The organism is Paenibacillus roseus (genome assembly GCF_016424485.1).
In the GTDB taxonomy this organism is placed as follows: Bacteria; Bacillota; Bacilli; order Paenibacillales; family Paenibacillaceae; genus Paenibacillus_D; species Paenibacillus_D roseus.
Genome location: NZ_JAELUP010000008.1, coordinates 25,180 through 47,869, shown reverse-complemented (window position 1 = coordinate 47,869; position 22,690 = coordinate 25,180). Strand labels below are relative to the sequence as shown.

General features: G+C 49.9%; 20 protein-coding genes and 2 pseudogenes. 10 read left to right on the top strand and 12 right to left on the bottom strand.

From position 1 onward, the window contains the following. Positions 1–21 precede the first annotated feature (21 nt). Positions 22–684: a bifunctional 2-keto-4-hydroxyglutarate aldolase/2-keto-3-deoxy-6-phosphogluconate aldolase gene (locus tag JFN88_RS03885; protein ID WP_199018012.1), complete on the bottom strand. Its 663-nt coding sequence runs from the start codon at positions 682–684 to the stop codon at positions 22–24. A 93-nt stretch (positions 685–777) separates the two neighbouring features. After that, on the bottom strand, positions 778–2,211 hold the full coding sequence (gene pdxR, locus JFN88_RS03880; protein ID WP_199018011.1) for a MocR-like pyridoxine biosynthesis transcription factor PdxR: 1,434 nt from the start codon (positions 2,209–2,211) through the stop codon (positions 778–780). A 136-nt stretch (positions 2,212–2,347) separates the two neighbouring features. Between pdxR and hisC the strand changes: the two genes are divergently transcribed. From hisC to JFN88_RS25115, 3 genes and pseudogenes are all read left to right on the top strand, one after another. Beyond that, the gene (gene hisC, locus JFN88_RS03875) at positions 2,348–3,421 is read left to right on the top strand and encodes a histidinol-phosphate transaminase (protein ID WP_199018010.1); all 1,074 of its coding nucleotides are present in this window, start codon (positions 2,348–2,350) and stop codon (positions 3,419–3,421) included. Positions 3,422–3,883: 462 nt separating this feature from the next. Continuing rightward, positions 3,884–5,152, top strand: a complete 1,269-nt coding sequence (ilvA, locus tag JFN88_RS03870; protein ID WP_199018009.1) for a threonine ammonia-lyase IlvA — start codon at positions 3,884–3,886, stop codon at positions 5,150–5,152. 170 nt (positions 5,153–5,322) lie between these two features. Next, positions 5,323–5,910 (top strand): annotated as a pseudogene (locus JFN88_RS25115) (type III toxin-antitoxin system ToxN/AbiQ family toxin). A gap of 127 nt (positions 5,911–6,037) precedes the next feature. Here the strand turns inward: JFN88_RS25115 and JFN88_RS03855 are convergent. Then, the gene (locus JFN88_RS03855; RefSeq protein ID WP_199018034.1) at positions 6,038–7,012 is read right to left on the bottom strand and encodes an aldo/keto reductase; all 975 of its coding nucleotides are present in this window, start codon (positions 7,010–7,012) and stop codon (positions 6,038–6,040) included. Between the two features lie 318 nt (positions 7,013–7,330). On the opposite strand from JFN88_RS03855, the gene JFN88_RS03850 reads away from it, so the two are divergent. The 4 genes from JFN88_RS03850 to JFN88_RS03835 all read left to right on the top strand — a co-directional run bounded on the left by JFN88_RS03850 (position 7,331) and on the right by JFN88_RS03835 (position 9,718). Continuing rightward, a complete protein-coding gene (locus JFN88_RS03850) occupies positions 7,331–8,524 on the top strand; it encodes an MFS transporter (RefSeq protein WP_199018006.1) in 1,194 nt (397 codons plus the stop codon). Between the two features lie 30 nt (positions 8,525–8,554). Continuing rightward, complete coding sequence (locus tag JFN88_RS03845) at positions 8,555–9,157, top strand: TVP38/TMEM64 family protein (RefSeq protein WP_332908431.1); 603 nt, start codon at positions 8,555–8,557, stop codon at positions 9,155–9,157. A 99-nt stretch (positions 9,158–9,256) separates the two neighbouring features. Next, positions 9,257–9,400 carry a hypothetical protein gene (locus JFN88_RS03840; protein ID WP_199018005.1) on the top strand — a complete coding sequence of 48 codons (144 nt, stop codon included), beginning with the start codon at positions 9,257–9,259 and terminating at the stop codon, positions 9,398–9,400. A 33-nt stretch (positions 9,401–9,433) separates the two neighbouring features. Beyond that, positions 9,434–9,718: a transposase gene (locus JFN88_RS03835; protein ID WP_199018004.1), complete on the top strand. Its 285-nt coding sequence runs from the start codon at positions 9,434–9,436 to the stop codon at positions 9,716–9,718. 58 nt (positions 9,719–9,776) lie between these two features. Here JFN88_RS03835 and JFN88_RS03830 read toward each other — a convergent pair whose 3' ends face one another. Both JFN88_RS03830 and JFN88_RS03825 read right to left on the bottom strand, forming a co-directional pair. After that, complete coding sequence (locus JFN88_RS03830) at positions 9,777–10,826, bottom strand: FUSC family protein (protein ID WP_199018003.1); 1,050 nt, start codon at positions 10,824–10,826, stop codon at positions 9,777–9,779. A 46-nt stretch (positions 10,827–10,872) separates the two neighbouring features. After that, positions 10,873–12,621, bottom strand: coding sequence for an ATP-binding protein (locus JFN88_RS03825; RefSeq protein WP_199018002.1), 1,749 nt, complete (start codon positions 12,619–12,621; stop codon positions 10,873–10,875). Between the two features lie 344 nt (positions 12,622–12,965). On the opposite strand from JFN88_RS03825, the gene mscL reads away from it, so the two are divergent. Both mscL and JFN88_RS03815 read left to right on the top strand, forming a co-directional pair. Next, positions 12,966–13,448 carry a large conductance mechanosensitive channel protein MscL gene (mscL, locus tag JFN88_RS03820; RefSeq protein WP_199018001.1) on the top strand — a complete coding sequence of 161 codons (483 nt, stop codon included), beginning with the start codon at positions 12,966–12,968 and terminating at the stop codon, positions 13,446–13,448. After that, entirely contained in the window at positions 13,448–14,086 is a 639-nt protein-coding gene (locus tag JFN88_RS03815; protein ID WP_233167386.1) for an NUDIX hydrolase, read from the top strand. Before mscL ends, JFN88_RS03815 begins: the two co-directional genes overlap by 1 nt. 100 nt (positions 14,087–14,186) lie before the next feature. Here the strand turns inward: JFN88_RS03815 and JFN88_RS24380 are convergent. The 5 genes and pseudogenes from JFN88_RS24380 to JFN88_RS03795 all read right to left on the bottom strand — a co-directional run. After that, positions 14,187–14,270 (bottom strand): annotated as a pseudogene (locus JFN88_RS24380) (hypothetical protein); the annotation flags it as partial. Beyond that, complete coding sequence (locus tag JFN88_RS24375) at positions 14,267–14,554, bottom strand: hypothetical protein (RefSeq protein WP_233167392.1); 288 nt, start codon at positions 14,552–14,554, stop codon at positions 14,267–14,269. The gene JFN88_RS24375 and the pseudogene JFN88_RS24380, both read right to left, overlap by 4 nt. A gap of 200 nt (positions 14,555–14,754) precedes the next feature. After that, a complete protein-coding gene (locus JFN88_RS03805) occupies positions 14,755–17,850 on the bottom strand; it encodes an efflux RND transporter permease subunit (protein ID WP_199017999.1) in 3,096 nt (1,031 codons plus the stop codon). Next, positions 17,847–18,899, bottom strand: a complete 1,053-nt coding sequence (locus JFN88_RS03800) for an efflux RND transporter periplasmic adaptor subunit (RefSeq protein WP_332908430.1) — start codon at positions 18,897–18,899, stop codon at positions 17,847–17,849. The genes JFN88_RS03805 and JFN88_RS03800 overlap by 4 nt, the downstream gene beginning before the upstream one ends. A 476-nt stretch (positions 18,900–19,375) precedes the next feature. Then, positions 19,376–19,732 (bottom strand): hypothetical protein, encoded by a 357-nt coding sequence (locus JFN88_RS03795; RefSeq protein WP_199017998.1) that lies wholly within the window; start codon positions 19,730–19,732, stop codon positions 19,376–19,378. Positions 19,733–20,277: 545 nt separating this feature from the next. Here JFN88_RS03795 and JFN88_RS03790 point away from each other — a divergent pair. Continuing rightward, positions 20,278–20,874 carry a stalk domain-containing protein gene (locus JFN88_RS03790; RefSeq protein WP_199017997.1) on the top strand — a complete coding sequence of 199 codons (597 nt, stop codon included), beginning with the start codon at positions 20,278–20,280 and terminating at the stop codon, positions 20,872–20,874. 234 nt (positions 20,875–21,108) lie between these two features. Here the strand turns inward: JFN88_RS03790 and JFN88_RS03785 are convergent, their stop codons facing one another. Beyond that, entirely contained in the window at positions 21,109–21,462 is a 354-nt protein-coding gene (locus JFN88_RS03785) for a phage holin, LLH family (RefSeq protein WP_199017996.1), read from the bottom strand. A gap of 1 nt (position 21,463) precedes the next feature. Beyond that, positions 21,464–22,300: an N-acetylmuramoyl-L-alanine amidase gene (locus tag JFN88_RS03780; protein WP_199017995.1), complete on the bottom strand. Its 837-nt coding sequence runs from the start codon at positions 22,298–22,300 to the stop codon at positions 21,464–21,466. Between the last annotated feature and the right edge of the window lie 390 nt (positions 22,301–22,690).

Below are 22,690 nucleotides of genomic sequence, written 5' to 3'. Positions count from 1 at the left end.
ATCGGCGCTCCGAATGAACAATCAGCTCTTGGCTGCCTTATAGGCTGCAATATATTGAGCTGCACGCTCGGCGATCAACGAGTAATCCCTTTTCTTGACCGCAGCGGCTGTCAAATCCGAACCGATTCCGACAGCTACAGCACCTGCTTTGATCCACTCTCCCAAATTATCGAGCGAGACACCGCCGGTAGGCATAATGTTTGCCTGCGGCACAGGGCCTTTGATCGCCTTGATCATGGCCGGCGAGTACAGATTGCCCGGGAACAGCTTCACAATGTCAACGCCAAGTTCAAGCGCTTCCTGAATTTCCTTAACTGTCATTACACCGGGCATAGCAGGGACACGATAGCGGTTGCAAAGCGTCACAGTAGCCGGATTCAGTGAAGGGCCGACAACGAATTCCGCTCCGCTCAGGATAGCGGCACGGGCTGTTTCGGGGTCAAGCACAGTACCCACACCAATAATCGCATAGGTTGACGGATCGCTTGAGGTGCTGGAATATTTAGCAGCCAGTTGTTCAATTGCCCGTAGAGCAAATGGAACTGTCATTGTAATCTCGATGACTTTGATACCCCCGGCAATCGACTGCTCGGCCATTTCGACAACCTCTTCCCAGGTGTCTCCCCGGAGCACTGCGACGACGCCTTCATCCACAATTTGTTGAACAAGTCTTAATTTCTTCATCGTTAATCCTCCCTGATGATGTGCTTGGACATGACCTGATTATAGCCCAGTAAATGGGAGAAGGGAAGGGAAATAAGCTCACACAACCCCCGGTCACCGTTCAAGCCAAGCAGCAGCAAGCCGCTCAATGCCATCACCAATCTGCTGTGCGGTCAGGCCTCCATAGCCAAGCATTACCGTAGAAGACGGAGCGCGGGCCGGATCAAGAGCATAAACCGAGGTAGGGTAGACTCTTACCCCTGCCTGCCCGGCTGAGCGGATCATGTCCATCTCATCCCGCTTCAAAGATAGATGAAGCAAAATGTGCAGCCCTGAACTAGCCCCGATGATTTCTGCCTGATCTCCCATCAGCCTGCGAATATGCCCCAGCAAAACCTGCTGCTTGTTCTGGTACAGGGTCCGCATTTTGCGAATGTGGCGGGACAGTTCCCCTGATTTCATGAAATGGTACAGCGTATGCTGGAAAATCGGTGACGCCAGCTGGTCATAGGTATGACCACGACTGTAAAACCGCTGGAGCAGCGGGAACGGGAGTACCATATAGCTGAGGCGCAGGGACGGTATCAAAATTTTCGAGAAGGTGCCGACATAAATTACCCTCCCATGCTCATCCATACTTTGCAGAGATGGGATCGGACGACCGCCATAGCGGAATTCCCCATCATAATCATTTTCAATGATATACCCTCCTGTCTGCTGCGCCCATTGGAGAAGTTCCATTCTTTTGCCTGCTGACAGCGTCATGCCGAAGGGAAATTGATGGGATGGAGTTACATATACCGCCTGAGCCCCGCTTTGCCTGACATCTTCAATGCTGACGCCGTCCTTCTCCAACCGCAGCGGAACGCACGGGTAGCGGAATCGTCCAAGCAGCGCTTTCACCCCATCATTGACCGCTTCCTCCGCCGCAATCCGGTTCACATCTTCCGCCAGCAGTTGGAACAGCAGATCCAGAGAATGATACGTTCCCGCACCAACTATAATTTGCGAAGGCAAGCAGCGCACGCCGCGAGTTTGATGCAAATAAGCAGCAATCTCCTCCCGCAGCTCCGCCTCTCCCTGCAGCTCACCGTAGAGCAGCAGACGGCCGCCCTCCTGCCGGATGCAGCGATTCATCCATTTTTTCCATTTTGAAAGAGGGAATTGCTCAATATCTACGCTGCCGTATCCAAAGTCATAGGCAAGCTGTTCATGGTGAGGCGCATGATACGCTCTCGGCGGAAGCGGTGACAGTGCGGGAGCAGCCGCTCTGCCACTGTCACCTTCGATTCCGTCTGTATTCAGTACAGCAGCGAAATAGCCGCTGCGCGGCCTGCTTTCGATAAATCCCTCGGCAAGAAGCTGCTCATATGCCAGAGCGACCGGTGTCCGACTTAGCTGCAAATGTCCTGCCAGCGTCCGTATGGAGGGCAGTCTTTTACCGGAGGGGATATTGCCCTTGAGCAATTCTTCTCGCAAATAACGGTATAGCTGCATAAATAACGGCTCTGCCCCATCCTCTTGCAGGGAAGGCGTAATCTCGAGCATTGATGATCCCTTCTTTAACTGTCATTTGATTTATTTCATTTCTGTACATTTTTATAATGTCAATTATCTGCTAGTATGATCTTAACATTAAGACTGGCCGGCCGCCATTACCTTATTTCAGCGGGAGGAAATTGCCATGAACTACGTACTGCCTCATATTGACAAGCTTGAGCCCTATAAATCCGGCATAATGCCGAAAGATCATGAACGGGCGATCCGTCTCCATCTGAACGAGAGTCCCTATCCGCCTTCCCCGGAGGTCTTAGCTGCGTTGCAGCATACATCCGCCGAAGTATTGCACCGCTACCCGGACCCGCAATGCACAGAGCTAAGGCAAGCATTGGCCGATTTCTACCAGGTAGAGAGCAGCCAGGTGTTTTGCAGCAACGGCTCCAGCGAGCTGATCGGTCTCTTGTTCCGAACTTTGATCGGCGAGCACCGGCGTGTTGCCATTCCGTATCCTTCCTTTGCCTTGTATGAGAACGTAGCTGCAAGCTACCAGTCGGAAACGATTCGAATTCCGACAGACGAAGACTTCTCTATCGATATCGATCAGTTGATGGCTTGTGCGGCTGATGTTATCGTTCTGGTCAATCCCAACGCTCCTACAGGTCTACTGCTGCCTGCATCCGAAGTCGAGCGGCTTGCCAGAGGGTTTGACGGTCTTGTTGTGATAGATGAAGCCTATATGGAATTCGTAGAAACCGATGAATCTGTCATCCCGCTTATTCGCGAATTGCCTAATTTGCTCGTAATTCGCACCTTCTCCAAAGCATATGCGCTATGCGGTGGACGTGTCGGCTACGCACTTGGAAACAGTTCCCTCATTTCGGCCTTCGAAAAGGGGCGCAACAGCTATCACCTGAATACGATCACTCAGCGTTTGGCTCTGGCTGCATTAAAGGATCAGCAATATATGAAGAGCAATGCGGCTGCTGTTCGCCGAACGAGGGATGCCTTCAGCAGTCAACTTGCGGAACTTGGTTTTACAGTCTTCCCGTCACAGACCAATTTTGTCCTGTGTACGCCACCTGCAAACAGCCAATTAACTGCCTTTGAATGGATGGAGCGGCTTATGGAACAGGAAATATATGTACGCTATTTCAATGCCGACCGACTCCGGGATAAACTAAGAATTTCGATCGGAACAGATGAACAAATGGATCATGTAATTGCACAATTTAAAGCTGCGCTCAACTATAGTGATTAAGGCTTCTCTTCAGGTTGCTCTCTCCTCTATGTCAAGCACTATTTTTTAGGTTGAGCCTTTAAAAAAGTTGACTTTTACACCGGACAGGAGTATAAAAGGGTTAATCATACATTCGTTGAAGGGAACAAAAAACGCCTTGCCCCATGCAATCCCCAGAGAGCCGGTCATGCTGAAAGCCGGCGGTTGCAGGCGGGCGCATATCCTCCCCGAGAATCCGGACTGAAACAGAAGAGAATTACGGCTGCCAATCGGCCCGCTGCTGCTCTCACTCTGAAATTAAGTTGCGGACGGACTCCACCGTTAGCAGGATCACGTATTCATTGTACGTGTCAGAGAGTCAATGACAGCCGGGGCATTCCCTTCGCGCTGCCCATTGAAATCAGGGTGGTAACGCGAGAGAACATTCTCGTCCCTTATATAGGGGCGGGATTTTTTTATTTTATAAGGCAGGAGGAGATCATCATGGATCAACAGCATACATCATCATCGAGAGTAACGCTGGAGGAGATCGTCTTTGCCCAGCATTTGTTAAAGGATGTCATTGTCCGCACACCGCTCCAGCACAGCAGGGTTCTGTCGGAGCGTTACGGCTGCCGCGTATTGCTCAAGCGGGAGGATCTTCAGATTGTTCGTTCATTCAAAATCCGCGGCGCCTATTACCTGATGAAGTCTCTCATGGCCTCCCAGGAGCTGAAAGGAGTCGTCTGCGCCAGCGCAGGCAATCACGCGCAAGGTGTTGCGTACTCTTGTCAAACGCTCGGAATTCCCGGGAAAATTTATATGCCAAGCACCACGCCGCGGCAAAAGGTCCATCAGGTCAGATTTTTCGGCGGGAATATGGTTGAGGTTATTTTGGTCGGAGACACTTTCGACGATGCCTATGCAGAGGCTATCGCAGCTAGCGAACGGGATTCGATGCCATTCATCCATCCGTTTGATGATCCAAAGATTATTGCCGGGAACGGTACAATCGGGATGGAAATCCTCGAGCAGGCGGAGGAGGCGCCGGACTATATCTTTGTCACAGTCGGAGGCGGCGGCCTTGCCGCGGGCATTGGCTCTTATGTGAAAGTGGTGAAGCCGGAGGTGCAATTAATCGGCGTCGAGCCGGCAGGCGCTCCTTCCATGATAGCCTCGCGCGTTGCAGGACAAGTGACGCCGCTGGCAGAAATCGATAAATTTGTCGATGGCGCAGCTGTCAAACGGGTAGGCGATCTGACCTTTGAGCTATGCAGCACCAGTCTGAGCGATGTCATCGAAGTTGCCGAGGGCAGAATCTGTACGGTCATGCTGGATCTGTATAATGAAAATGCAATCGTCGCAGAACCGGCAGGCGCGACTGCGATTGCCGGACTTGAGCAGTACCGGGAACAGATTGCAGGCAAAACAGTCGTTTGCGTCATCAGCGGCGGCAATAATGACGTCGATCGCATGCAGGAAATCAAGGAACGCTCTCTGGTATACGAAGGACTCAAGCATTATTTTATGGTGAACTTCCCTCAACGGGCGGGCGCATTGCGCGAGTTTCTGGATGATGTGCTCGGACCCGAGGATGATATTACTCGCTTCGAATATACAAAGAAAACAAACAAGGACAACGGTCCGGCGCTTGTCGGCATCGAGTTGAAGCAGCGCTGCGACTACGAACCGCTGTTAGAGCGGATGAATGCCAAAGGCTTGCACTATATTGAGCTGAATAAGGACCCGCTGCTTTTTAATTTGCTGATTTGAATAGGCATAATCGGCTGTGCTGTCCTTTAATGATAAAAACATCAGCGGGAGAAATTTTACGATGAAAATCGATTGATTCAACAACAATACCTCTAGGTCAAAATTCAAGAAACTAAATGCCCTTTTTTCTTAATTGTATGTGTTTTGATAAGATAAACATACAATAATTAATGTTCTCTTGGTGTTTCGCCACCATAAGCGCGACAGAAGAGCGGTGGATCAATCCACTGCTCTTTTTGTTAAGGGGAGACAGGTTGATGATACAGGAGAAAATACAATTTTATCGTATAACGGATATTTATTTGCAATTTTTACATACAATTGAACCCAATATACAGTCCAATTACCCGTATCGGGCAAAGCCGCATATTGGGGTGCTGATTAACATCGGCGTACATCAGTATTTTGCTCCGTTGTCGTCGTATAAATCGCATAAATATGATCGTATTAAAAATTCTAATAGGACCATTTTTAAGGTGTATGGTAAAGATGAAACCTAAAAGTTGTCGGTAGTGCACCTGAATAATATGTTCCCCATTATTCAAACCGAAATTGAGCGTATGGATTTTAGCTTCGAAGAAATTCATTACAAGGCATTGCTTGAAAAAGAATACAGGTTTATTGTCGAGCACCAGGAAGCATTACGTAAAAGGGCGTATGAATTGTATCAAGCTGTTCTCAAAGGGGATGCCTTTTATAGTCGAGTATCAAATGATTTCGTGCAATTGGAGAGTAATTACCGCAATTTTAATAAATAAATTGGCAAAAGCCGTAAACTCCGACTGATTCGGAGTTTACGGCATCTTTTTGTTTATGAGTACAGCAGACATACAAGCCCATCGGGATATATTCCCCTGCCCAGAAGGGGCTGGCGCTTTATTTCATTTACCAAGCGTAAGCATTTGGCGCTGCGCCTCCCGGGCCTGGGAATATTTCATCCAGGCGCTTCAGGACTTGCTCGTCCAATTGCAGCTCAACCGCTTTGAGCGAACGCTCAAACTGCTCCAATGTGCGAGCCCCGATAATGGGAGCCGTGACAGCCGGATTCGCCAGCAACCAGGCCAGCGCTACCGTATCCTCACGCTCGCCCAATTCGTCACAGAGCTGGCTGAACGCTTCAAGTTGCGTCGCGTGTTTATCCAGCCGATCTTTGTCGCCGCTTCTCCGGCCTCCGCCTCCGCGATGGTTGCCTGCCAGCAATCCTCCGTCAAGCGGGCCCCACGGGATAATGCCGATGCCGAGATTCTCGGCAGCCGGAAGCACTTCCAGCTCAGGCAGCCTGCACAGCAAATTATATTTATGCTGCTCGGACACAAGGCCAAGATGACCGCGCGCCTTCGCCTCGCCCTGCGCCACTGCCAAATCCCAACCCGCAAAGTTGCTGGAGCCGACATAGCCGATCTTTCCTTGTCCCGCAGCAATTTCGAATGCACTCCAAAGCTCGTTCCAATTGACGTTGCGATCAATGTGATGCATCTGGTAAAGCTCGATATGGTCTGTCTTCAACCGTTTCAAGGAACCTTCCAGATGTCTGCGCAGCTTGTACGCGGACAAGCCCGGGCCGCTGTTCGGCCCGTCATTCTTGTCAAACATATCATTGTAAAACTTGGTTGCCAGTACGGTTCTGTCACGGCGGCCGCCGCCCTGCTTGAACCAGCGTCCTATTATTTTCTCAGTCTTGCCGGAGTTCTCTTTCCAGCCATATACATTCGCCGTATCAAAAAAGTTAATGCCCGCATCCAAAGCCGCATCCATAATGCGGAAAGCTTCTTCTTCGGACGTATCCACTCCAAAATTCATCGTTCCCAAACAAAGACGGCTTACCTTTAAGCCGGATCGGCCTAATGTTGTATATTGCATGTTCATCCTCTACTCCTTTGCTTTTGAGATTGATATCAAAAACGGGCTGCAAATGGATCGTGGCAATATAATGGCGCGAATTACAGTCATGCCAGCCTCTTTTCACCATCCATGTTATTCAATTATACTCTATTAATAGTCTATGAATATAGAGAAAATCTCGCTAGGTCTTGCGGAGTTAAATTTTCATGAACCTGTTTCGGAAAGCAGCTCTTAAAAATTGCGGATAGTGGTGAAACTAATAAGAAAAGGGATACGTTTTATAAAACCGTGGGGAGCCTGACAGATCGCTCCTCTAGACAAAGGAGTTCTTTTCTTATGCTGAAATTGCTGAAATTTCAACGCAACAGCTGGTTTGGGCCTGAAATGCTGCTGCTGTCCGCTATTGTGCTGCTCGTCGAATTTGTCCGGGGAGCCATGCTGATCAGCTTTTTACCGATTTACGGGGAGAAACAGCTTGGTCTATCGCTGGACATTATCGGAATTGCCATTACGGCGCACTACTTGACGGATACGGGTCTTAAGTTGATGATCGGCTATTTGCTGGATCGGTTCTCCGTAAGGTTCGTAGTGCATCTAGGATTGCTTATATGTCTGGCAGGCGTCATTCTATTGGGATACGCAGGCATTCCAATTTTATTTATCGCCGCTTCTGCGATTTACGGGATCGGCATCTCGCCGGTATGGATTGTCTGTCTGACCAAGGTGACCGAGGAGCATCGCGCGACCCAAATGGGTTATCTATACACGCTCTGGTTTATCGGGCTTGGAGCAGGGCCGGTCGTATGCAATATGCTGCTGGATTTCAATCCGCTCTTCACCTTTTATCTGCTTGTTGCGCTTTCCCTGCTGGCATGGCTGCTGGCGCTCCTGATCAACAACAAGACGCTTCGCAAAGTCCAGCAGATCCCGTTCAAAGAACAGGTTGCGATATTGAAGGAGAAGCTCAAGCAGATGAAGCTGCTGCTGCCTGGCATGATATTGCAAACCACAGGAGCCAGTATGCTCGTCCCGATTCTGCCCAGCTTTGCAGACAAGCAGCTAGGTATCACAAATACTCAATATTCATTTATTTTGATGGCAGGCGGTTTGTGCACCGTCCTTGGCCTTATGCCTATGGGGCGACTGGCAGATCGGCTTGGGGGCAAAAAGTGGTTTCTGGTGATCGGATTCTCGCTCTTCGCAATTACCGTCTACATGCTGACCTTGAAACCGCCGATTTGGGAATGTATTGTACTTGCCGCCATATTGGGGCTGTCCTATGCTACGCTGCTCCCCGCCTGGAACGCACTGCTGGCTTCCTATGTCCCGCCATCTCAGCAAGGTCTCGGCTGGGGCGTCTTCTCCACTATTGAAGGCGTCGGTGTGATGATCGGCCCTGTCCTGGGCGGTATGCTGGCTTCAGCCAACGGAGAGACGTCCGTCGTTTTAATCAGCGCTATTTTGTTTGGCATTATCGGCCTGTTTTATTTATGGTTTCCTTTCCGGGCTTTCGAAGGCCAGCAAAGGTAAAATTAAAAGGAGAATTGGAGCTAGATCGGCGTGAGTCAATTTAAAGAGTGGACCGATAATATTCAGCACATGAAACCGGAGCAATTGCAAGGGTATTTAGAAAGCTTCTCGGCGCTCGGGCCAATCCCTGGCATCGCAGCGCCTTTTTTGGAGTCATTGTTGCCGTTTCTGCCTTTGCTGCTTCTTATTGCCGCAAACGCAAATATTTATGGGCTTGGGCCTGGCATTCTGTATTCATGGATCGGCGTCAGCAGCGGCTGTATCCTCATATTTTGGCTTTCCCGCAAGCTCGGGGGCGGATTTAGAAAGTGGCTGCAGCGAAAATTTCCGGCAAGCGCCCGATTTTTTGACTGGATTGAAAGTCGCGGATTTACCCCTATTTTCCTGCTCGCCTGCTTCCCGTTCTCTCCATCGGTTTTAATCAACATCGCATCCGGCTTGACAACAGTTCCGATGCGTACATTTGCGACTGCAATTTTAATGGGCAAAGGTGTTATGATTACAAGCGTTTCCTTGCTAAGCTTCAATATCGCGAATGTGTTCGATGCGCCATGGCGAATTGTCCTGGCCGTTTCATGCCTGTTCCTGATGTGGCTGCTTGGCAAACGTTTGGAGATGCGATTTCAGACTTGAAACTGCCACCCCTTCCCGTACATAGACAGGCCCACCTTGTGGAACGCTATAGAAGCAATTAAATATAAGCATAATTCCTAACTGAAGGAGGAGATTGGCATGTCAGGCACATTCCCATCCGGAAAGCAGCAAGCTGCCAGCAAAGCTCAATCACTGGCTGACCGCAATCAGGCTAGCAAGGAAGAGGCCAATCGCCTGCAGTCTGAAGCTGACAGTTCTGCTGTTCGCAAGCATGGCTTATAAAGCGGATTTTATTTTATCCATAAGGAGGCCGTCATGAGCAAAAAGGCGAATCATTATGATATGGAGCCGGTTACTGGAGAAAAAGTCAAAGTGGACGGCGTCTATGAGAACGAGGCCGGACGGGAAGAGGAATTGAATCGCGGTGAAACCTTCCCAGCTGACCTCATTTTAGGTTCTACAGAATGGAAACTGACGCAGTATTCATTTGACAATCATCATGACGGGGAGACAGATCCGCGCCTGGTGCCGAAAAAGGATTCCGAGAAAGAAATTAAAATCACCCATCCGCGCCGCCATCTAATACGGGGCGACCGTTAATAATGAACCCCGAAACCGTCTTGAGTACGAGTTTTCGGGGTTGCTTTGTTCCATGATTTCACTTGTATCCAAACAACAAGTCTTCCTCGGACGATTCACGCTGGCTGACCTGTTCAATCAGCTTATCCAGTCTGCGCAGATGATACGCATATTCCATCAAGGTTGCACCGACAAATACAAAAGGCCTGCATTGATCCGGCTGGTTATGAATAAACGCAATCAGTTCAGAGCTAAAGCTGTTATCCTCTTGCTGGTTGGGAATGATTGCAACCCCTGATTTCATTTTACCTTCTGCCTTGAGCAGAATTTGCTCATGGTATTTGGTCCAGGCCTCAATTTGGCGGTCAAATCGGGAGTCCCATGCGTCCGACCCCGAAGCGCGGAAGTAATGCTCCTCAATAACTTCCAGCAATTCCATCCCCTTTTGCAGAGACTTGATCATTTGCTTGGAAACTAGCAGTTGCCGACCCCTGCTCTGCTTGCTGCTGGCAGTCACTGCGCGTTCTTCTTCAAAAAGTCTGTACCGTTCATCCAGCTTTCGCAGCGTCGTATGAAGCAGTTCTTTTTCATTACTGTAAATTTGCTCCTTCATCTCGTTGGAGATTGCCGTTCGCAGCAGCAGAGACATCTGATTAAAAGCCTCATGTACATGCTCATTGAACTGCCGTCTTGGGCGCGGCGGGAACAGCAGAACATTAACCGCAAAGGCTGCCCCCATCCCTGTCAGCACCATAGCCAGGCGTAATAGGGCGTACCACCATCCACCTGAATGAGCTTCCATTACAGCTACCACCGTTACAAGGGTCAAACCGATGGCGCTCTCCATCTTGAGACGAATGGTAATTATAATGACCAGAATACATACCAGCCCGACCGCAATGGCTGTGCTGCCAATGAGATAAACCGCTGCGAGCGCAATCGCCGCACCGATCAGGTTGGCTTGAAGCTGGTCAAGTATTTGTTTCCATGACCGGTATATGGACGGCTGAATCGTGAAGATCGCCGCGACCGCTGCAATAAGCGGGGAGCTGAAGCCGAGCAGATCGCTTACAAATATCGCCAGGGCAACCGCCAGTCCGGTTTTCAGCACTCGGGCTCCGATTGTCATACGATAAACCTCCTGTTAGTCTTCCTGGCTCTTATTATAACTCATTTCAGACTTTTATTTCTCCCCCTTCCGTATACGGAAGCGCGATAATCAGCGTCGTTCCGATGCCAATCTCGCTGTTAGCCTCAATACGGCCTTGATGATTATCTACAATTTTATAACTAATCATCAAACCCAATCCGGTCCCTTTGTCTTTGGTTGTATAAAAAGGTTGTCCCATTTTGGAAAGCATTTCTTTATTAATGCCGGGGCCTTGATCCCGAATTTGCACTTTGACCTCGTGTCCTTCAAGAAAGCAACGAATCTTAATTTTGCCCCCGTCCATCATCGCCTCGATCGCATTTTTAATGACATTAATGAACACTTGCTTGATCTGATTTTCAACGCCGTAGATCCACAGCGCTTCCTCATCATATTCGGCCTCCAGTTCGATGTCATAGAGGATTGCCTGCGCCTCCAGCAGCGTAACCGTATCCTTCATAATTTGACGTGTATCCTTGATATTCAGCTCATATACTTGCGGTTTGGATAGCATGAGCATCTCGCTGACGATGGATTCGATCCGGTTCAACTCCGATTTCATAATATCCTGGATATTCTGATTCGTATTTTTGCCAGACATAATCAGTTGGAGGAACCCTTTGAGCGAGGTCAGCGGGTTGCGAATCTCATGGGCAATTCCGGCGGCCAGTTGACCGGCGACATACAACTTTTCGGAATTAATAAGCAGTTCTTCATTTTTCTTCCGCTCGGAAATGTCCCGAATAATAATTTGCAGAGCAAATTTGCCGGACATCATGGTCGGCGTTTCTAAAACCTCCGTATGAATCAGCTTGCCTTCCATCGTATACCATTCCTGTTCGACAGGCCCGAAGGAACCGTCGGCCCGCTCTTCCTCCAGCCTTTTCTTTACTTCCACATGATGCTTGGGATGGAGCAAGTCGAATATGGAACGGTTCAGCAGCTCATCCTGATGGCTCGCCTCAAACATGCGGATGCCGGATTGGTTGACATACCTCCATTCTCCCTCACTGAAGATCCCAATCGTATCCAACGAATTTTCTACAAGCAGCTTGTACTTCTCATCCGCCTGTCCCAGTCTCCGGTTTGCATAGCCGATCATCAGACTGCAGCCGATGACAAGCAGTGTTGCTACCCCCATCATCGCCGAGAGCAGCATCATATTTTCATTCAGCCGGTCGGCCGTCATAATTTCTGTATATTCCACCGTGATAGCCTCGAGCCCCAGACCCTGAACGATCATAACCGATGTCCCAAGCAGGAGACTGCTGGTCAGCAGCTCCTTGCTGCTGCGCCGTTCGAACCAGTAGAAAGCGCAGCACGCCGTCCCCCAGCTGAGCAATAACGCCAGAAAAACAAGACCTTTATCCATCGCAAAGCGGTCCAGCGGCGCTATCATGACACTGTAGCAGAACATTCCGCAGTTGGTCCCAGCAAGCAGCAAGCCAGATAGAACGACACGGAAAATGATTGACCGACTGCTCAAATAGATAGACAGGGAGAGAAAGGTCATACCAATGCCGATCAAAAGAAGCAGCAGCATACGGCGGTCAATAATAATCATCGTATCGGAGGCAAGCAGCACCAAAAAGTTGACGACGGCCAGGCCAAGCCCGAACACGGCTGCCCCCCCAAACATCCAAGGGAGTCTGCTCCTGCAGTCGGACCGTGATAAATTCCCGATAAGCTGGAACATTGTAAAGGATGCCAATGCGCTAATCGTCAAGGTTAACATGGTGAAGAATAGGCCCCCATTGTTGAAATAGTTCCCCATTTCCCTTTCCACCACCTCACTAATCGCAATGGGTTTGAATTTCGACAATTTTTCAATAAAACCTTTTTTTTCAATTAATTTGTAGTGAAAAAAGTCATAGGGCTTTATACACAGCTATAAAGGTGGACGAATGACTGGAGATGCAGAAAGGAAGAACTCTGCAACTTAAGGACCGGTAAGGGCCGGTAAGTTGACAATCCGGGAATTTGATCGAGTCGTACAAAACTATGAATTCTCCGGTTCCGATGTTGCAAAAATCGGTTATAATAGTAGATGCTAGGTTATACCTTGCAGCCTGCTGCATTTTAGGCTGTCTATTATTTTTCTGGAAGAAGGAATGCGTTATGGCCAAGCTGTTAAAAGAATTCAAAGAATTTGCCGTCCGCGGCAATGTCATCGATCTGGCGGTCGGTGTTATCATCGGGGGAGCCTTCGGCAAAATCGTTACCTCCCTGGTCAACGATATCATTATGCCACCCATCGGGATGCTGCTTGGCAATGTCAATTTTACAGACCTGTATATTAGCCTGGAGCCGGAAAGAACCTTGGTGGACGGAAAGCATATATCCCTTACCAAGGCGACGGAAGCCGGAGTCGCTGTCATTGCTTACGGGCAATTTGTGAACATTATACTGAACTTCATGATTGTCGCATTCTGTATTTTTGTCCTGGTAAAGGCGATTAATAGTCTCCACCGCAAAAAAGAGGAGCCGGTAACGGACGGGGAGCCGACAACCAAGGAGTGCCCTTACTGCCTGTCGGAAATCCCGGTTAAAGCTACGCGCTGCGGACACTGCACCTCCCAGCTTGCGCAAGAGACGGCTTGATGAGCGAGATATTCGATTATTATGATGAGCAGATGAACTATCAAGGCACTGCCTTGCGCTCCGAGGTTCACCGCCGGGGATTATGGCATCAGACCATTCACTGTTGGGTGATGCAAAAGCGGGAAGGACGCTGTTATGTATGGTTCCAGCTTCGTCAATCGGACAAGGACACCTATCCTGACCTCTTGGATATTACGGTAGCCGGACATCTGAGTGCGGGAGAAACGATTGAGGATGGAGTGCGGGAGCTGGAGGAGGAGCTGGGGATTCGCGCCTCCTTCAGCGAGTTGTTCAAGCTAGGGGAACACCGGGAGCAGTTGGAAGGACATGTGCGGGGTGTCCCCTTCATTGACCGGGAACTCAGCCACGTTTTCGGCTACGCAAGCCGGGTCCCGCTGGCTTCACTTGAACTTCAGTCAGAAGAAGTGGCGGGGATATTCGAGGCTGGCCTGGACGAAATGATCGCTTTGTTCGAGGGGCGGCTGGACGCCGTATCCGCTGATGGGATGGTAACGTGCTGTTCCGGGGAGCTGCAGCCGGTTCAGCGGAACGTACGGGCGACAGACTTTGTACCCCGGCCTTCTTCTTATTATTCCGGGATGTTTCGCGCGCTGGCACAGCACGGCCTGTCGGTCTAGAACCTGGCAATCCGCCTCGAGCGCCACGCGTTCCATTTACTGCCTCCCAGTTGGCATACCATCGGTCGATCATGCCATGGATTTGGTAGAACAAGGTGCTGCGCGGGGCGACATCAAAATCGTTCAGATCATCCTCGCCGTAAAGCAGAGCCGCTTGCTGATGAATGCAGTTGTGCAAGTTCATGGATTCCAGGTACCGCCCCAGTTCATCGGCAGTAGCAAATGATTGCGGTGAATTGACAATACGCTGTTCTGCGGCAATATTGTAGCAGGAAGAACGGCGGATCGGCTCGGGCACAGCTCTCCAAGGCTCAACCAGTGTCGGATCATACCCTTGCCTTTCGTACCATGCCAATGCCTTGCGAAGAAATTGCCGGTGAAACCGGAGAAATGCCTCTCCGTACCCTGCTGGCGGATTTTCAACATCGACATTATGATGCGAATGATGCCAATTGCGATGCTCTGCAAGAAAGGTTTCCGGAAAGTTCGGGATACGCGGCATATAGTTCCCTCCTCTAATCTCAGCTTTTATCCATCTTATGTCAGGGGAAATACAAGCGTGAAAAAACAGCGAACGGCTTCAAGCGCAAACGGCTGTGCCGTTCCTTTGACAAGCAAAGGCTTGAAATCGTCCGCTGTTTGTTTATTGCAGCCATGCTTGAAGCCAATCAGGATTCCAGCGCTGGCGGATGATTGCTCTGCTTCGGCTTGCGCGTCAGCTTGCGTCTGACCCAATTGCTGAAATCATCCATGATCGTATAGACGACCGGTATAAAAATAAGGGTAAACACGGTCGAGCACAGCAAGCCGAATATGACGACGATCGCCAGCGGCGCCTGCATGCCTGAGCCTTCTCCCAATCCAAGCGCCAGCGGCGTCATGCCGAGTACAGTCGTTAAGGTCATCATCAGAATCGGCCGCACCCGGCTCGGCGCTCCTTCCATAAGCGCATCATCGCGCTCCATTCCTTTTCTCCGCAATATATTGATGTAGTCGACAAGAACAATCCCGTTGTTGACCACAACGCCAACAAGCAAAATCAACCCGATCAAGGCAGGCAGACTAAGAGTCGTACCCGTAATAAACAGACCCAGCATAACGCCTACGAGCGAGGTTGGAACGGAGAACATGATAATAAAAGGATTCAGCAGCGATTCAAATTGAACCGCCATCACAACGTAGACGAGAAAGATCGAGAACACCAGGGCAATCGCCAAATCGATGAAGGATTTGATCATCTCCTCGGCATCTCCGCCCATGGAATAGCTGTAGCCATCCGGAAAGTTCATCCCTTGCAGCGCGAGCTGAACATCCGAAGCAACGCTTCCCAGGTCTCTTCCGATGATATCGCTAGTCACATTCATTTGCCGTTGCTGATTCTCCCGCTGGATAAGAACCGGCCCCTGAAACTGCTGAAATTCTGCCACAGCTGACAGCGGAATGTATTGCCCGCCCGGCGTCTGCAGCCGCAGCTGGCCAAGAGCAGCCAAGTCGGCACGTTCATCTTCAGGAAGAACGACTCTCACATCGAACTCATCGCCATCCTCACGAAGCTGCGTGGCCAGTTGCCCGTTCATTGCCAGTTGAATCTCGCTCGTGACCTGCTGGTAGCTCAGTCCGTATTGCGCGGCCATAGAGCGGTCCACAATAATATTCAGTTCTTCATTGCCTTCCTGCGCAGAGGACTTGGCATCGTGAACGCCGTTAATATCGGAGATGAGCCAGACAATCTGTTCGGAGATTTCCTTCAGCACTGCCTGATCCTGCCCGTTAACCTGAATCTGGATCGGGCTGCCCGCGCTGAACCCGGTCTCCAATGCTGATACGGAGATTTCCGCCCCCGGTATTTGTCCGGTCTGCTTGCTGAGACTGCTCACCATATCCCGGGTCGACATCTCCCTGTCGCTTGAGCCGATCAATTCAATATTGAAGGTTGCCTTGTTGGCGCTGCCGCCTCCCCCCATAAAGTCTCCGCCCCCGATGGAAAGATACGCAGTTTTAATGACCGGCTTGTGCGGAGCCAGCAACTCCTCAATCTGATCAGTTACATTCTTCGTCTCCTCCAGTCGCGAACCTGTCGGAGTTGTAACATTAATGGTGAACTGTCCTTGGTCTTCAGCAGGCATCATCTCCATCCCAATGAACGGTATAAGCCCAAGGCTGCCTGCCATGAGGAATGCTACGAGCGCCACGGTTGTCTTTCTATGCTTGAGCGACCATATAAGCCTGTTTTTATAAAACCGGATGAGCATATCAAGCCCACGTTCGAAGAGGCTCGGCTTTCGCTCTTTCACCGGAGCTGTCATCAGCTTGGTGGATAGCATCGGTACAAGCGTTATCGCAACGACGAGCGAGGCTATCAGAGAGAATGCAACGGTCAAGGCCATCGGCTTGAAGATATCTGCGGCAATGCCTTGTACAAATACAATCGGCAAAAACACAACCAGACTGGTGACCGTCGCCGCTACAACCGCTGAACCAAGCTCCGAGGCGCCCTTCGTAGCTGCTTCTATAATGGACGCGCCGCGCTTTCGGTGTACGACGATATTTTCCAAAATGACAATGGAGCAGTCGAGCATCATTCCGATTCCGAGCGCGAGACCGCCCATTGAAATAATATTCAGCGTCTGTCCGGTAAAATACATCAGGGTAAACGTCGAGATGACCGCAATCGGAATCGCGATCCCGATAACTAGCGTAGAGCGGAAGCTGCGCAAGAACACAAGCAGAATCAATACAGACAGAATGCCCCCTGTCAGCATGTTATTGATTACGCCATCAATGGATTGGCGGATATATATAGAGGAATCCATCAGGGTAGACAGTTCTACATTCTCCGGGAGCTGCTGCTTCAGGGAGGCTGCCGCCTTATCAATCTCATCGGCCACACTGACCGTATTGGCATCGGATTGCTTCTGAATGGACAACACAAGCGCCGGTTCGCCGTTGACGATCGTCAGCGAGTTTTGCTTCTTATAGGTATCCTTGATTTCCGCCAGCTCGCTGAGCTTAATCTGTTGACCGCTCTGAAGCAAAATGAGAGTGTTCTGAATGTCATGAATCGATTCATACTCTCCCTTGACGCGAATCTGCATCTCCTGCTGGCCCTTGACGACACTGCCGGCAGAGGCGGATTGGTTCTCCGCGCCAAGCGCCTGCACAATTTGCCGCGGAGATACGCCATAACGCGCAAGACTTGAGCGATCAAGCTCGATCAGTATCTCTCGGGTTCTGCCGCCTTCGGCGGATACCGAAGCGACTCCCTTCTGTCTCTCCAGATAGGGAATGAGCTGATTTTCAGCCAGTCCTTGCAATTGAGCCAGGTCGCCGCCGGACAGCCCGAGGGTCATAATTGGCATCTGCTGGGGGTCAAACCGCAGGACGGACGGCGAGTTCGCCTCCTTAGGAAGGAAGCTTTTGACCTGATCCACCTTTTCGCGAATATCGAGCAAGGTATTGTCCAGATTTGTCCCGGACTTGAACTGCATCATGACCAATGAAGAATTCGACTGGGACTGGGACGATATGGTGTCCATCCCCTGAATCGAGCTGAGTGCAGCTTCCAGCGGGCGGGTAATGAGCTTCTCGATTTCTTCCGGCGCCGCTCCCTGGTAAGAAGTGGCGACAACCGCGACCGGAACATCAATCTTGGGGAACAGGTCCACCGCCAGATTTCTCAGACTCACGAAACCGAGGGCGATCACCGCAAGAACAAGCATGGAAACCCCAATTGGACGCCGGACCGATATATCCACTATTTTCAAGGTTTTTGCGCCCCCTCAATCCGTTTGACCTTATGTCCGTCAGCCAGCGTCATCTGCCCTTTGGTCACAACCTCGTCACCAGCCTTGAGTTCCCCGGCGATAGCGGAGAGGTCAGACTGCGATTCCAGCACCTCAATTTCTTTCATCGCGGCTCTGCCGTCCTTCACAATATACACATAGGGCTGGCCGTTCTTTTCGATGATCGACTCGGTCGGTACCAGCAATGCATCCTTCTGGCGCTCCTGATTGACGACGAGCTTGGCAACCATCCCGGGCTTGATCTTCTCTTCAGGGTTGGCAAGCTTGGCCTCCAGCGTGTAAAAGCCGCTATCATTTGTCAGCGGGGACAAGTAGCTAACCTTCGCTGTATAGGTCTTGTTCAAGTCGGGAATCTCAACCTCAACCTCATTTTTTGTCTGCAGCACAAGCATCTGGCTTGCACTGATTTGAGACATAATCTTGATCGGATCGATCGAGATGATGGAAAATAACGGTGAACCTGTCGTAACGAATCCGCCCGCTTCACCGTTCACATTGACAATTTCCCCTGCAAAGGGGGTCGTAATTGAGGTGTTATCCAGTTGGCTGCGGGATTGTCTCAAACGCAGCTTGGCCTGCTCAATGGCAATTTTGGCCTGATCCCGCTCGATATCGGTCGTATGCTCGGAACGCGCAATCGCTTTATATTGATTTTGGGCAATTTCCAGCGCATATTCATCAAGCTCTACTTGGGATTGCAGCTCATCGCCTTTGACTCTGCCCAGACGCTGGCCCTTCTTAACCTTGTCCCCTTTTTTCACATCGAGTTGAACCAGCTCACCCGTCATCTTGGGAAATACATCGACGGCAGTGCTTGGAGCAGCCGTTCCGAGAATTTCGCTTTGCAGAGTCAATGAGCCTTGCTTCACCTTCTCCACCTGAACCGGCGTCTGCCGTTCCTCCTGCTGCTGCTCTGTTGAGAGTTCAGCCTCCGGAGTACAGCCTGACAATACGGCTGTCCCGGCTAAGGCCGCTGCCACAAGCATGGCATACATCCTCTTTCTCTTCACTTTCTCCCACTCCTTCAGATAGGCTCTGTTTGCTATGTATAAGAAAATGCATGAACGCCACAAGGATATTTTCCAAATGGGTACATGCGGCAACTGGGATGCTTGTCAGCTATTAATGTAGTACGCAGGCAGCAGATATGCGTTTCGGTTTTATTAGTTTTTCTTATGAACTTGCAAGCGGTCAAGCTTAACAGAATTGTCGTCCTTGGCTGGCAGGAGTGAGAGCGGAAAAGTCAAGCGTAACGGCTTTGCCGTCCTTTGACGGGCAAAACTTCGTTTCGTGGTGAAATATAAGCTCATTTATAGAAGGGACTTTATAAATGCTTATATTATGAAAAAAGGACCTGCTCTTGGCAGGTCCTCGTTATATCAGTTTAATCTCTATTATTGAATCGCGATGCTTGCTGCCGAAGGTAGCGTTGGGATATCCATCTGAGGAATCAACAGAGGCCGTATGCGGAATTTACAATGAATCGTCAGTTGCCGCCTGCCGCATTGTCTTCCGAAGCTGCCGGGTCATCTTCCGGCAACGTGCTGTCCGGTTCGTCTGTTCCCGAAATATCGTCATCTGGTGTGTCAGGTGTTGTATCCGGGATCGTCGGGTCCGGTGCTGAATTGTCAGGCGTCGTATTATCTGGCGTCGTCATATCCGGAATGCCTGGCTCTTCTGTATCCGGTGTTGTTCCGTCTGGATCTACGCCTCCCGGTACCGTATTTTCCGGAGTGCCATTCACTGGGCCGTTGATCGGATCTGTAGTGGAAGAACAACCCGCACCCACTAATAACAGTGCCATGGAAAGCGAAATCAGAATATGTGTCTTGTTAAATTTCATTTGTCATTACCTCCAATTTTGGTTTCAGTATTTTTTGTCAGCCTGTGCAGCCTTGCAACTTTTTCTAAACGACCTCCTGTGCATCCACTTGCTTGAAGCATGGCGTTTACTTTGCCATACCCGCGCCCCCTTTCGTTGGTACCTAAATTTAAAGCGCAATTCTGAATGGAAGCTTAAAATAAACTAAAAGGAAGATGAAATGAGAGTTTCCTAACTTTTGGAATGGATAAACCAGGGAGGGTCAAGGGCTTGAAAACCAGGGGACTTTGCGGCTGTTTCGCTTGAAACAAGGAAAAGGCTTGATGGCCGAAAAATTTGGAAATTCTCAGAATTAAAAAGTGGGCGATTTCGTGGATATCATCTCTCACCTGAAAGACAGAGTAGGCTGATAGCTATTGTAGAAGAAAGCTCTTTGAGGGATGTTGTATAGGTCTTAGGTAGGATGACACTAGGTTTAGAATATAATAGTATTTGGACGGGGACTCAACAGACCAACAGACCAATACCTCAGCCGATGGGGAATAAAACTAAGGAGCGTGAACACGATGAAAAAGAAAATTGCAATCAGCCTGATGGCTTCCTTCTGCTTTGCTGGTGTTGTACACGCGGCAGGCATGTGGGGGACCTATAAAGGCAACGATATCATCAAGCTAACGGTGGATGGGGCAGATGTAAAGGTTGCGGATGTACCTGCTGTTATCTTGAATGGACGTACGATGGTTCCGATTTACCTGCTTAGTCAAGCTGGAGTCACTTACTCCTATGATGCCAAAAAGCAGACTGTTGATGTGAAAAAGAGCAAGTCAGGCGGCAGCCAGTCCGGTTCAAGCTTGAAGACGATAAAGGAAGTCACCAAGCTGGGCGGAAACGGGGTTACCCTGTTTGAGCAGGACAGCAAATCCTATGCCTCTACCTATGTGGAGGACGAGAAGAATGTTACTAACGAGCAATTGGACCGCGTATATCGGCAATTGCTGACGTACGGTACTGACATGCTGACCATCTCCTATGATGTATACGATGAGGACAAAGACGAAAGTTACGTGCTTTACGTAAGCATTCCGGCTAAAGATTACCAGGATTTTGTGAACGGAAAGCTGACTGCGGATGATATAAATAAGAAATTTATTGTTGAGGCTTAATAAGCAGGATAGTAAAGGGATGCGTTGTTAAGCGGTTCGAAATTATCGCGTATTCATATAAAAGTCGTTAATAGTAAAGGTGAGAGACTCCCGGTTGCAATATAAATCGGGAGTCTTCATTTATATGAATTACGGTTTGCAACGTAGCTGAAGCACGCTCTACCGCAAGTATGGGTGCCAGGTGACTCAAGAGATCTGGAAATTAATCAGATAACCGGTTGAAAGCTCCTTTACTCAAAGCAAAGGAGCTTTCAGTGCATTGTATTCCAGCACTGCTTTCTCAATCGCGGAGCGAATCTCCGGCTGGCTTAGTTCAATCCCTCGCTCCTTCAAACGGGTGCTGAGATACCCATAGGCCGCATCCAGCTTTTTCGGGCCATCTACTTCATTGAAGACCGTCTCGGCGAATGAAAAAGCTTCTCCAGCAAGCGTGTGAAGAAGCTGTCTTTGTTCACTTGTCGTACGGCTGTCCAGCCAGATCAGCACCCTCTTGCGTGCTTCCAGCATAACTGCTGTTGCAACCGTCGCGAATAACGACAGAAGCGTCAGCACGAGCGTTTGCAAAAAAGGTTGAAAAATCGCATTCATTTTAATCCCCCCTTCGGTTCAATAATCGGGTCAAGATCACTGCGAGTTCGCCCCTGCCAACAGGCTGATCGGGCTTGAACGTCCCATCCGGGTAGCCGGTCATCAGAGCGATATCTGGAGAAGACACCTTGTGAATGGCATCCTCATACCAACTGTTCGCTTTTACATCTGAATATTCTGTCTTTTTAGACGAATTGTTGCTATTTTCCGAAGGATTTTGTGGAATCTGCGGTGCGTTTTGATCTGGAGTATCGGATTCGGTTTGAGAAGGCATTGAAAATCCGTACACTTCGGAAATCCCTGAAACAATAGCCGCCGCGCATTTTCGGCGGTATGCATCAGATTTTAGCAACTCCGCTTCTTTCTGATTTGTCATAAAGCCGCATTCGACCAGTACAGAAGGCATTTTGCTTTCCCGAAGCATATGGAAATTGGCTGTCTTGACTCCGCGGTCGCGCAGACCGGTAGCGGCAATCAAGGCGGACTGAATCGCCTGGGCGAGCTTCGTAGAAGCAGCAGAAGGAACCGAGTACGTAAACGTCTCGATCCCCTCCGCGTTGCTCCAGCCATCGCCGCTGGCATTCGCATGAATGGATACCAGCAAGTCTGCGCCCCAGCTATTGGCACGGTCTGTACGCTCCTTGAGGGGCACATCCCGGCTGCCATCGCCCGCATGAGTGAAGAGTGTCTGCACGCCTGGGCAGCGGGCAAGCAGTTCAGCTGCGTATTTGGCGACCACACTGTTGAACTGGAACTCGCGCATACTGCCGTCAGGCGTGCGCTTGCCGGGTGTGGCCGGGCCGTGGCCGGCGTCCAGGGCGATTTTTAATGTGCTCATTGTTTGATCCTCTCTTTAAAATTACTGTAATTTGCGTTCATCTCTCTATATCTCCCCGAGACAAAAAGGCTACTCCCATGAGCAGCCTCTACGGTATCAATCTTTTCTATTATTTAGTATACTAATTTGGTGCAACATGACTTGGGTGGGAAAGTATCGCCTCCAGAAGCGAGGTGATGCTATGCAATTTTCGTTGACAGAAGTAATTATGCTTGGAATGTTCTTCCTTGCTTTTCTTACTTATCTGAACAAACGAAAATAACCTGCCCGAGTTTGCCACCGGGAGCAGGTTATTTTCTCTGGAACATCATCTGGAGGTTTCCCATCCAAAAGTGTTGTGCAGGGGGGCGACTGGCATCGCCCCTTATTTCTATTTTAAGCATATCATAA

Coding starts and splice junctions, on each gene's coding strand:
- JFN88_RS03885 (WP_199018012.1), bottom strand. CDS start 684: ATGAAGAAATTAAGACTTGTTCAACAAATTGTGGATGAAGGCGTCGTC.
- pdxR (WP_199018011.1), bottom strand. CDS start 2,211: ATGCTCGAGATTACGCCTTCCCTGCAAGAGGATGGGGCAGAGCCGTTA.
- hisC (WP_199018010.1), top strand. CDS start 2,348: ATGAACTACGTACTGCCTCATATTGACAAGCTTGAGCCCTATAAATCC.
- ilvA (WP_199018009.1), top strand. CDS start 3,884: ATGGATCAACAGCATACATCATCATCGAGAGTAACGCTGGAGGAGATC.
- JFN88_RS03855 (WP_199018034.1), bottom strand. CDS start 7,012: ATGCAATATACAACATTAGGCCGATCCGGCTTAAAGGTAAGCCGTCTT.
- JFN88_RS03850 (WP_199018006.1), top strand. CDS start 7,331: ATGCTGAAATTGCTGAAATTTCAACGCAACAGCTGGTTTGGGCCTGAA.
- JFN88_RS03840 (WP_199018005.1), top strand. CDS start 9,257: ATGTCAGGCACATTCCCATCCGGAAAGCAGCAAGCTGCCAGCAAAGCT.
- JFN88_RS03835 (WP_199018004.1), top strand. CDS start 9,434: ATGAGCAAAAAGGCGAATCATTATGATATGGAGCCGGTTACTGGAGAA.
- JFN88_RS03830 (WP_199018003.1), bottom strand. CDS start 10,826: ATGACAATCGGAGCCCGAGTGCTGAAAACCGGACTGGCGGTTGCCCTG.
- JFN88_RS03825 (WP_199018002.1), bottom strand. CDS start 12,621: ATGGGGAACTATTTCAACAATGGGGGCCTATTCTTCACCATGTTAACC.
- mscL (WP_199018001.1), top strand. CDS start 12,966: ATGGCCAAGCTGTTAAAAGAATTCAAAGAATTTGCCGTCCGCGGCAAT.
- JFN88_RS03815 (WP_233167386.1), top strand. CDS start 13,448: ATGAGCGAGATATTCGATTATTATGATGAGCAGATGAACTATCAAGGC.
- JFN88_RS03795 (WP_199017998.1), bottom strand. CDS start 19,732: ATGAAATTTAACAAGACACATATTCTGATTTCGCTTTCCATGGCACTG.
- JFN88_RS03790 (WP_199017997.1), top strand. CDS start 20,278: ATGAAAAAGAAAATTGCAATCAGCCTGATGGCTTCCTTCTGCTTTGCT.
- JFN88_RS03785 (WP_199017996.1), bottom strand. CDS start 21,462: ATGAATGCGATTTTTCAACCTTTTTTGCAAACGCTCGTGCTGACGCTT.
- JFN88_RS03780 (WP_199017995.1), bottom strand. CDS start 22,300: ATGAGCACATTAAAAATCGCCCTGGACGCCGGCCACGGCCCGGCCACA.